This window comes from Brevundimonas sp. (assembly GCF_027487935.1).
Taxonomy (GTDB): domain Bacteria; phylum Pseudomonadota; class Alphaproteobacteria; order Caulobacterales; family Caulobacteraceae; genus Brevundimonas.
In genome coordinates this window covers 1-9,336 of record NZ_JAIYCP010000020.1, presented here as the reverse complement: position 1 = coordinate 9,336, position 9,336 = coordinate 1, and the positions used below count along the sequence as shown (strand labels likewise).

Here is a 9,336-nt window from a genome sequence, read left to right as displayed (position 1 = left end):
TCAGGTCCGAACTCAGGGCCACTACCCGGAGGGCGCGTGGAAAACGGCTGCGCGGGGCAGGTCTGCTTCGTCGAAACGGTAAAACAATCAAAGCACCGGGCGAGGCCCGGCCGCCCCGCGCCCTCCCCGACCTTTCCGGCAGCGATGCCGGAGAGCGATCAGTCATGGGTGGTTGGTGATTGGTGGTGGCTGCCGCCCTGACGGCGGAAGGACGGCGCGAACCGCACCCGCGCCCAAACCAATCACCAATCACCCCCCACCCTTCACCGCCATGCCCTGACAGGCTATCTCCCACCCATGACCTCCGCCCCGCTTCCCGACGCCCCGACGAACTGGGTCGACCGACATGCGCCGGAGGGGCTCAAGCCGTGGCTCAAGCTGGGCCGGTTCGACCGACCGATCGGCATCTGGCTGCTGCTCCTGCCCGGCTGGCAGGGCATCGCCCTGGCCCTGAGCCTGGATCGCAAGGTGCCGGACCTCTACGACGCCTGGCTGGTCCTCGGCTTCGCTCTCGGGGCCTGTCTGATGCGGGCGGCCGGCTGCGCCTTCAACGACATCGTCGACCGGGACATCGACGCGCAGGTGGCCCGCACCGCCCTGCGTCCGATCCCCTCGGGCCGCATTTCGGCGAAACAGGCGCTGACCTTCGTGATCGGCTGCAGCCTGATCAGCCTGCTGATCCTGCTGACCCTGAACCTGACGGCGATCCTGCTCGGCGTCGCGTCGCTCGTCCTCGTCGCGGCCTACCCCTTCATGAAGCGGATCACCTGGTGGCCCCAGGCCTGGCTGGGCCTGACCTTCAACTGGGGGGCGCTGATGGGGTTCGCGGCGGCGATCTATCTGGCGGTCGCGGCCACGGGGCTGGGAACCTACAGTGGCGCTCCGATCGGGGAAGAAAACCTCATCTGGCCGTCAGCCCCTGTCTGGACCTTGTGGCTCACGACAGAGAATGCCGGCGCTGGCTACGTCCTCCACCTGCAGGACCACGTCTTCCGCCCCGCCCTCCTCCTCTACCTCGCCCTCGTCTTCTGGACCCTCGGCTACGACACCATCTACGCCCTGCAGGACATCGAGGACGACGCCATGGTCGGGGTGAAATCCTCGGCCCGTCGTCTCGGCGCGAACGTGCAGGTCGGGGTCGGCGTCTTCTACGCCCTGACCGTCGCCCTGACCGTCGCCGCCGGCGTCAGCGCCGGCCTCGGCCCCCTGTTCTACGTCGCCCTCCTGCCCTTCGCCGCCCATCTGTTCCGGCAGGCGCGTGACGTGCGGCCGGACAACCCCGCCCTCGCCCTGCGACTGTTCCGCTCGAACCGCGATGCGGGCTTCATCCTGCTTTCCGCCATCATCCTGGGCGCTGTATCCTGGCCGTTCTGAAGGAGACCTGCATGTCCGCTGTTCGCGCCTTGCTGCTGACCGCCGCCCTCGCCGCCGGCCTGTCGGCCTGCAACCGTGACCGCGAGCCCGCCCCCGGTGAGGCACCCGCCGCGCCGGGACAGGCTGCCGCCGTCACCCCGGCGGACGCAGCGGCCCCCATGGGCTTTGAGGAGAAGACCCCTTACGCCGACGTCCGCCTGACCCTGCCGGACGCCATCAAGCCCCAGAGCGACCTGCACGCCCGCCTCTATGCCGAGCAGGTCCGCCAGCTGCGCCAGTTCGTCGAGGGTGCCCAGGGCGAGCTGACCGAGGCCGGGGCCGACACCGACCGGCCCAAATACGAAAAGACCGTCACGGTCACCGCCGCCCACGAGACCGGCAAGCTGATCAGCTTCAAACAGGTCGATTTCGACTATTCGGGCGGGGCCCATCCCAACACCCTGACCACCGGCATCCTCTGGGACAAGGCGCTGAAGCGGCGCATCGGGCTGGCTGACCTGTTTCGCAGGAACGCCGACCTGACCGGCCTGGACCAGGCCCTGTGCGCGGCGATCAACGCCGCCAAACGCGCCCGCGTACCGAACAGCGCTCCGGTGACCCTGGGGGGGCGACCCGGTTCGGCCTGCCCCCGCGCCGCCGACACCGCCTTCGTCCTCGCGCCCGGCACCGTGAACGGTCGTGCCGCCGGCCTGATCTTCCTGATCAACCCCTATCAGGTCGGCCCCGGCGTCGAGGGCGGCTATGAGATCGCCATCCCGGTCTCCGGTTTCCGCTCCCTGCTGGCCATCGCCTATGCCGACGACTTCGCCGGCCAGTTGCTCAAGTCGGGGGATGTCACCCCCGTCCTTGCGCCCGCGCCGGCACCGGAGACGACCTGATGGGTCCGTTTGTCCTGCTGTGGGTCGCGGCCCTGGCCCTGCCGCAGAGCGCCCCCGAGCCGGAAGGCCTGCGGATCTACAGCCCGGCCCAGTTCGGCGTGACGGCCGAGACCCCCAGCCGGATGCCCGACTCGCGCGAGGAGATGAACCGCGGCCGCAACTCAGCCATCGGGCCCTCCGTTCAGGAACAGGCCGCCGACGCCGTGGTCCGTGCCGGCCTGGTCTGCGCCGTCGCCGAGGCTGCCGTCATCGGCCGCACCCGCGACGGCGGCCCCCTGATCGAGATCGACTGCGTCGAGGGCGGCGGCGTGATCATCGCCGACACCGATCCGCTCCGGGTCGTCGACTGCCTCGACCTGGCCCCGGACACCGGTCAGGGGGGACGCCGTCAGCGGATCGTCTCCGCCTGCACCCTGCCCGGCAACGCCGGCCTCGCGGGTCGAGGTCAGTCCGCCAGAAACTGATCGACGATCTGCGCGAACCGCGCGGGCTGGTCGGCCATGATGAAATGGCGGCTGCCATCGACGCGCACCAGCCGGACGCCCGGCAGGGTCGCATACTCCCGGCCCCACATCGCGTCCGCCATCGCCGCCGGTGCCCCGCCGTCCGCGTCTGCGGCATAGACCGCCCAGACCGGCGTGGTCATCGCCGCCAGACCCGGCCGCAGGTCGGTGGTCATCACCTCGCGAATGGCCGAGGCCATGGCCTGCCGGTCCGAGGCCATCGACCATTCGACCATGGCCGCCCGGGTGGCCGGATCGCGGGCCAGACCGATGGCACTCTGGCTCTGCTGGGCCCGAAAGCCCGCTTCGTCGGCCGCCAGGATCCCCGCCGCCGTCTGATCGGCGAACGGCCGGGCAATCTCCGCCGTGACCTGCGGCCCGAACAGGGCGCTGAAAAACGGCAGGCTGTCGACGCTCATCACCCGCCCCAGCAGGTCCGGATGCTGCTGCGCCAGCAGGACGCCCGTCATCCCGCCCATCGAATGGCCGATCACCGCCGGGCGCTGCAGTCCCGCCTCGCGGACATAACGCACCAGCTCATCCGCCATCGGCTGGACGAAGGGTCCGCCGCCATGCGTCCACCGCTCCCCGGCGAACCCTGCCAGCTGCACCAGATGGACCCGATGCGTCGCCTTCAGCCGCTCCGCCTCGGCCCGCCAAACCTCCCGCGAGGAGGCGAAGCCGGGGATCAGGATGACATCGGGACCGGACCCGACCACCTCGACCGACAGCCTGTCCGAGCGGAAGGCGGTCGAGGCCGCCTGTACGGGCGCGGCGTCTGCCGTCGTGGCCAGGATAAACCCGCCTGCGACCGCAAATGACGCAGAGACCAGCAAAAATGCGCGCAGGGTCGAACGCCCGGCATGATGACGAAGGTGCAGCATGATGATTTCCCTGGACCCACGCCTGACGCGGTCAGCCGTGGGGGTTTTCAAATATCTCTTCGACCGGCCGGGCGAACAGCACGGCGATCCGGTAGGCGAGATCCAGTGAGGGGTCGTGTTTCTCTGTCTCCAGCGCATTCACGGCCTGCCGCGAAACGCCGAGCGCCTGCCCCAGCTGTTCCTGGGTCCAGCCGCGGTCTGTTCGGAGCCGCTTCAGCGCGTTCTTCATCAGTTGGAGGCCCGAATGAACGGAGCCACGCATCCGAAGATGCCCCAGAAGGCCGCATAGACCAGCCATCCCGGCAGATGGGGGGCGGCGGCAAAGGTCTCCGCGAAGCCCCAGAAGGTCGCCAGCCCCATGGCCAGGCCGGCGGAAACGATGAACTGTTTGGCGGTCACGGCACGCACGAACTCGTCGCTTTCACGGATCAGGCTGAGCGTGGCCCAGATCTGGCCGATAATGGGGGCCGAGACGGCGGCGGCGAGGATCCAGCCCGACGGCTTGCCGATCACCTCATCGAACACATCCGTCAACATCATCGAGATGCAGACGACCATATAGGGGATCATGAAGGCGAAGGTGCGGAGCATATATCGCCGATGCGCCGCCGTTCCGGTTTTCCAGACGCTCAACATGTCGCTTCCCCCAATCAGATGTAATGTGAACCTGACACCACCATTATGTCATGTCAACCTGACTTTTAGTCAGGACTGCCTGACATCGCGGATCCGCTTTCACCGCCCCCTTCGAAGGACTAGGCTGTTTCAGATGGCGACCCGGCTCCCCATGGTCACCCGGCTGGGGAACATCCCCGGAAAGGCATCGGCCAAGGCGTGATCCCCGACCCTGAAGCCTTCATCCTGGCCAACACCCGCCTGCAGCCCGTGCCGCATGCGCCGGAGATCTCGCTGTGGCTGGCCGATGAGGTGACGCCGATCTGGCGGCTGACCGAAGAGGAGCTGGGCGAGATGGGTCTGCCGCCACCATTCTGGGCCTTCGCCTGGGCCGGTGGCCAGGGGCTGGCCCGCTGGCTGCTGGACAACCCGGCCGAAGTCGCCGGAAAGCGCGTGCTGGACCTCGCGGCCGGATCGGGTCTGGTCGGGATTGCCGCGATCCGGGCGGGGGCGGCCTCGGCGCTCTGTGCGGACATCGATCCCTTCTGCGCCGCCGCCGTTGCGCTCAATGCGGGGGCCAACGGCGTGACGCTGGCCTTCACCGATGCGGACCTGCTGGGCGGCGTGCCGCCCGACGTCGAGGTGATCTGCGCCGGTGACGTCTTCTATGAACAGCCGATGGCCGGACGGGTCCTCGCCTGGCTGACCGAGGCCGCCCGCCGCGGAACCCGGGTTCTCGTCGGCGACCCCCTGCGAACCTATTTTCCGAAACAGGGGTTCGACCTGCTCGCCGAATACGCCGTTCCAACCACCCGCGAACTCGAGGACGACGCTGTCAAGCGGACCCGCGTCTGGACCCCGTCCGGCAAACCCTGACGACCCGGCCCGGATTGGCTGACCGGATGGAAGGCGGGCAAGCAGGCACCAGGGTCGACGGGCTGTGTATCGACTGGCCGGTCCGCCTGCACACCTGGCCGACGTCCCGAGGTTCAACCGACCGTCAGGTCCAGCGGCCGCGACACGAACAGGGACCCGGTGCCGAGGTCCATGGCCGCGCGCCGCCCCCTGAAGGCCTCCATCCCGACCAGCCCGCCGGGGAAGTTCGGAAGGGGCGGCTGATCGAACACACCGACGGTCACCCGGCGGTACAGATGACCGGCAAAGGTCACGCTGTCGGCCTCAACCGTCAGAGCACGGATCGCCCCGCCCAGCACCAGACTGATCCCGCTGCCCTGCGGCCGTCCGTCCAGCAGGCCCGCACCGCTCGCCGCCTCGCGACTGAGGCCCAGCAAGGAAGAGGCACCGGTGTCGATCACCGCCCGGATCGGTGCGCCCTCGACCGTCACCTCCGTGACAAGCGAGCCCCCGAGCCGGCGGACCGCGGCGGGAACCAGTTCAGGCGGGCGCACAAAGGCTTCACGCCGCACGAGACGCGCGTATCGTTTGCCCGGATCCAGCGCCAGGACCGCCTCGCCCAGTATGTCCTGTCCCAGGATCAGCGGGCTCTGCAGACCGTCCTTCGACGCAAGCGGACCGAGATCGAGAATGGCCGCCCGCAAACCGCGAATGGCCAGTCCGGGCAGGTCGACGGCCAGGGTGGTCCCGCGTCCTACCTGCGCACCGCCGCCGACCCCATAGGCCACCAGCGGCATATCGAACATCGATCGTCCGGCCGAGGGTAGCGACGCCACCAAAGCCCGGTCGATCACCGAATACTGGGCCCCGCTGTCGATCAGGGCGACCACCTCGAGGCCGCCGATCCTCACCCGAACGGTCGGGACACGGCTGAGCCGGGCATAGGCCAGCCAGGGCGTGGCCCCGCTTTCGCCGAACGTCAGCGTCGGTTTCGGCCAAAGCAGGGTCTCACGCGCCCACCACGCCCCGCCAACGACCGCGGCCAGTCCTGCAGTGCGGATCAGAAGGGCGCGGCGGTTCATGGGCGTCAACAATGGCGCTTGCCGGCGGCTCGCGCCAGCGTCCCGCTCGTCGCGCCCGGCGACGAGCGGTGTCGCGGCCCGGCCGGCGCCCCCCGACGCCGGCCAGACCGCCACGGCGACCACCCTCCCCCAAGGGCGTCGCAGGCTTCGGCATAAAGCGATCGAAGCCCTGTGGATAATCACCTGATGTCACCCGAAGACAGACGTCGACCGGCTTCTCCGCAGACGCGAGCCCCGCTCGCCTAACGGGGGCCGAAAGGGACGACCTTGTTGTCGCGGTCATGGCCAATATCGGCGGACCCGAGGTACGGAATTCCCGACCGGTCGCACCAGTAGCGGCAGATCTCTTCCGCGGTCAGGCCGAAGTCCGGCTCATTCTCCACGATCTCCGACACCCGCCCCATCCGGATACCCGCCACCTTGCGGATCGAGGCCTGACCGGTCAGGTGGAACATCATCCGGTCGATCCGGTACAGCGGCTCCGACACATCCTCCAGCATCAGGACGTGACCCGACAGGTCGGGCTCCAGTGCCGTTCCGACGAGGGCATCGAGGATACTGAGATTGAAGCCCACCGCCGGGCGCGGGTCCTCTGCCAGCGACGGCTCCCATGAGGTCGGATCACCCGACCTCAGCCAGTTCAGCGCCCGCCAGGCCGTGGCGTCATTGCGCACCGCATCCGAGGCCATCGGGCCATGCGCCACATGCGGGAAACCGGCCTTGTAGAGCAGGGCCAGAATGCTGCCGGCGTCCGAATAGCCTAGATACCGCTTCTTGCGCGCCACCGCCGTCAGCCGGGGCAGCACCGCCTCAGCGATCCGGCATGAGCCATAGCCGCCGCGTGCAAACCAGACGGCGTCCAGCCGCGGATCATTGGCGTATTCCACAAAGGCATTGGCCCGGCTGGCGTCGTCGCCGCCGAAATGACCGTGCTTGCCGAAACTGGCAGGGTGAAAGCTCGCGGTCACCGAACCGTCCGGAAAATTCAGGGCAAACCAGTCGAGGACAGCCTCGGCGCGCGCCTTGCTGAAGCGCGAACTGGCGTTGACGATGCCGATCTTCATGCTCTGCCGCTGGCCTCCAGCCTCGCCCGTGCTAGTCAGGCCGCCGGACATTCCCCGGTTTCGCCCTCATGAATCAAGACGACTATTTTTTCTGCGGTATCGGCGGCTCGGGAATGCTCCCACTGGCGATGATCGTTCAGGCCCAGGTTCGGTCTTCGGGGGGCGGCCGTATCGAGGGCTCCGACCGGTCCCGAGACCAGGGCCGCACGCCGGAGAAATTCGCCTGGCTGGAAGCGCACGGCGTGACCCTGCATCCGCAGGACGGCTCGGGCGTCACGCGCCCTGAACAGACCGTGGTCGCGACCGGTGCGATCGAGGACACCGTGCCCGACATCGGCGCAGCCAAACGCGCCGGTGCCCGCATCGTCACCCGCCCCGAGCTCCTCAGTCAGCTGTTCAACGCCGCCCCGACCTCGATCGGCGTGGCCGGAACCAGCGGCAAGTCGACCATCACCGGCATGATCGCCTGGATCCTGCATCAGGCGGGCCGCGCGCCGACCGTCATGAACGGCGCGGTGATGAAGAATTTCGTCGACGCGGATCACCCCTTCGCCAGCGCCCTGATCGGCGGCCCTGACCTGTTCGTCTCGGAAGTCGATGAGTCCGACGGCTCCATCGCCCGATACAACCCGACCGTCGCCGTGGTCTCCAACATCTCGCTCGACCACAAGTCGATGGAGGAACTGCGCGATCTGTTCGGCGGCTTCACGGGGCGGGCGGCCAAGGCCGTGCTCAACCTCGACAATGTCGAGACCCGGGCGCTGGCCCAAGCCCTTCCGAACGACAAGGTGATCACCTTCGCCCTCGGCGAGGAATCGGCCACGCTGAACGCCCATGACCTCGAGCCGATGCCGACCGGAATGCGGTTCACCCTGACCGAGCTCGGCGGCCCGCGCCATACGGTGATCCTGAACGTCCCCGGAGCCCACAATGTCGCCAATGCATTAGCCGCTCTCGGCGCGGTGCGCGCGATCGGCGTCCCGCTGGCAGAGGCCGTGGCCGCGCTTGAGACCTTCGCCGGCATCCGCCGCCGCATGGAAATCGTCGGAACCGTGAACGGCGTCACCGTCATCGACGATTTCGCCCACAACCCCGACAAGATCGCCGCTACCCTGAAGACCCTGCACGCCTTCGACGGCCGTCTGCTGATCCTGTTCCAGCCGCACGGCTTCGGCCCCCTGCGGCTGATGCAGCGCGAGTTCATCGACGGTTTCGCCGGCCTGATGCGCGCAGACGACGTCCTGCTGATGCCGGAACCGGTCTATTTCGGCGGCACCACCGACCGCTCCGTCGGCAGCGAGGACATAGCCTCGGGCGTCCGCGCCGCCGGTCAAAACGCAGAGGCACTGGCGACCCGCGAGGCCTGTGGCGACCGACTGATCGACATGGCCCGCCCCGGCGACCGGATCATCGTCATGGGGGCCCGGGACGACACCCTGTCCGACTTCGCAGCGGGCCTTCTGAAGCGGCTGGACACCCGGGCCGGATGATCCAGCTCCCCCCGCCCGAACTCCCCGAGATCGTCGTCACCGGCGCGCGCCTGCCGCCCGCCGCCGGGGAGGCCGCCTTCGCGGTCGTGCGGCTGACGCAAGCCGACCTGCGCGCCGAGCCGCGCCTCGACGAGGCCCTCGCCTCTGTCCCCGCGGTCTCCCTGTTCCGCCGGACGTCCAGCCTGTCTGCCAATCCGACGACCCAGGGCATCAGCCTGCGCGCCATCGCGCCTTCCGGTGCGGGACGCACCCTTGTCACCCTCGACGGTGTGCCCCTGAACGACCCCTTTGGCGGCTGGGTGATCTGGTCACAGGTGCCGACCGAGAGCCTGTCCGGTCTGGATATCGTCCGCGGTTCCGGGGCCGGCCCCTACGGCGCAGGTGCCCTGACCGGCGTCATCAGTCTGCGGGAACGTGACGACGGCGGTGCCCTCGATGCCTCCCTGTTTGACGGCGGTCGTCGCCTCGCGGGCTCGGGCGCGACCACGGTCGGTCCGGTCCGGCTGGTCGCCTCCGGGGCCCATGAGACCAGAGACGGCTATACCCCTGTCCGGGGCGCGGCTGCGGGGGTCGCCGATCAGCCGCTCGACC

11 protein-coding genes are annotated in these 9,336 nt (G+C 68.8%); 6 read left to right on the top strand and 5 right to left on the bottom strand.

Translation table 11 applies throughout. The features are described from left to right. The first annotated feature begins 297 nt into the window (after positions 1-297). From Q0053_RS07360 to Q0053_RS07350, 3 genes are read left to right on the top strand one after another with little or no spacing between them, the layout of a single operon-like run. Positions 298-1,374, top strand: coding sequence for a UbiA family prenyltransferase (locus Q0053_RS07360; RefSeq protein ID WP_298098098.1), 1,077 nt, complete (start codon positions 298-300; stop codon positions 1,372-1,374). A gap of 11 nt (positions 1,375-1,385) precedes the next feature. Next, positions 1,386-2,252: a DUF3298 and DUF4163 domain-containing protein gene (locus Q0053_RS07355; RefSeq protein ID WP_298098095.1), complete on the top strand. Its 867-nt coding sequence runs from the start codon at positions 1,386-1,388 to the stop codon at positions 2,250-2,252. Then, on the top strand, positions 2,252-2,716 hold the full coding sequence (locus Q0053_RS07350) for a hypothetical protein (RefSeq protein ID WP_298098092.1): 465 nt from the start codon (positions 2,252-2,254) through the stop codon (positions 2,714-2,716). The genes Q0053_RS07355 and Q0053_RS07350 overlap by 1 nt, the downstream gene beginning before the upstream one ends. Here Q0053_RS07350 and Q0053_RS07345 read toward each other — a convergent pair. Genes Q0053_RS07345 through Q0053_RS07335 form a run of 3 tightly spaced genes read right to left on the bottom strand, consistent with a single transcriptional unit; the run spans position 2,698 to position 4,230 of the window. Further along, on the bottom strand, positions 2,698-3,639 hold the full coding sequence (locus Q0053_RS07345) for an alpha/beta hydrolase (RefSeq protein ID WP_298098090.1): 942 nt from the start codon (positions 3,637-3,639) through the stop codon (positions 2,698-2,700). The genes Q0053_RS07350 and Q0053_RS07345 overlap by 19 nt on opposite strands. 31 nt (positions 3,640-3,670) lie before the next feature. Beyond that, a complete protein-coding gene (locus tag Q0053_RS07340) occupies positions 3,671-3,868 on the bottom strand; it encodes a helix-turn-helix transcriptional regulator (RefSeq protein WP_298098087.1) in 198 nt (65 codons plus the stop codon). Continuing rightward, a complete protein-coding gene (locus Q0053_RS07335; protein WP_298098084.1) occupies positions 3,868-4,230 on the bottom strand; it encodes a hypothetical protein in 363 nt (120 codons plus the stop codon). Before Q0053_RS07335 ends, Q0053_RS07340 begins: the two co-directional genes overlap by 1 nt. 246 nt (positions 4,231-4,476) lie before the next feature. Between Q0053_RS07335 and Q0053_RS07330 the strand changes: the two genes are divergently transcribed. Beyond that, positions 4,477-5,130 carry a methyltransferase gene (locus Q0053_RS07330; protein ID WP_298098101.1) on the top strand — a complete coding sequence of 218 codons (654 nt, stop codon included), beginning with the start codon at positions 4,477-4,479 and terminating at the stop codon, positions 5,128-5,130. Positions 5,131-5,243: 113 nt separating this feature from the next. On the opposite strand, the gene Q0053_RS07325 is transcribed toward Q0053_RS07330, so the two are convergent. Next, positions 5,244-6,191: an aspartyl protease family protein gene (locus Q0053_RS07325; protein ID WP_298098081.1), complete on the bottom strand. Its 948-nt coding sequence runs from the start codon at positions 6,189-6,191 to the stop codon at positions 5,244-5,246. A 242-nt stretch (positions 6,192-6,433) separates the two neighbouring features. Beyond that, positions 6,434-7,255 (bottom strand): LD-carboxypeptidase, encoded by an 822-nt coding sequence (locus Q0053_RS07320; protein ID WP_298098079.1) that lies wholly within the window; start codon positions 7,253-7,255, stop codon positions 6,434-6,436. A gap of 113 nt (positions 7,256-7,368) precedes the next feature. Here Q0053_RS07320 and murC point away from each other — a divergent pair, with 113 nt between their 5' ends. Together murC and Q0053_RS07310 are read left to right on the top strand one after the other, a co-directional pair. Further along, positions 7,369-8,745, top strand: coding sequence for a Mur ligase family protein (murC, locus tag Q0053_RS07315; protein WP_298098077.1), 1,377 nt, complete (start codon positions 7,369-7,371; stop codon positions 8,743-8,745). Next, positions 8,742-9,336 (top strand): TonB-dependent receptor (locus tag Q0053_RS07310; protein ID WP_298098074.1); only part of this gene is annotated, 595 nt, incomplete at its 3' end. The genes murC and Q0053_RS07310, both read left to right, overlap by 4 nt.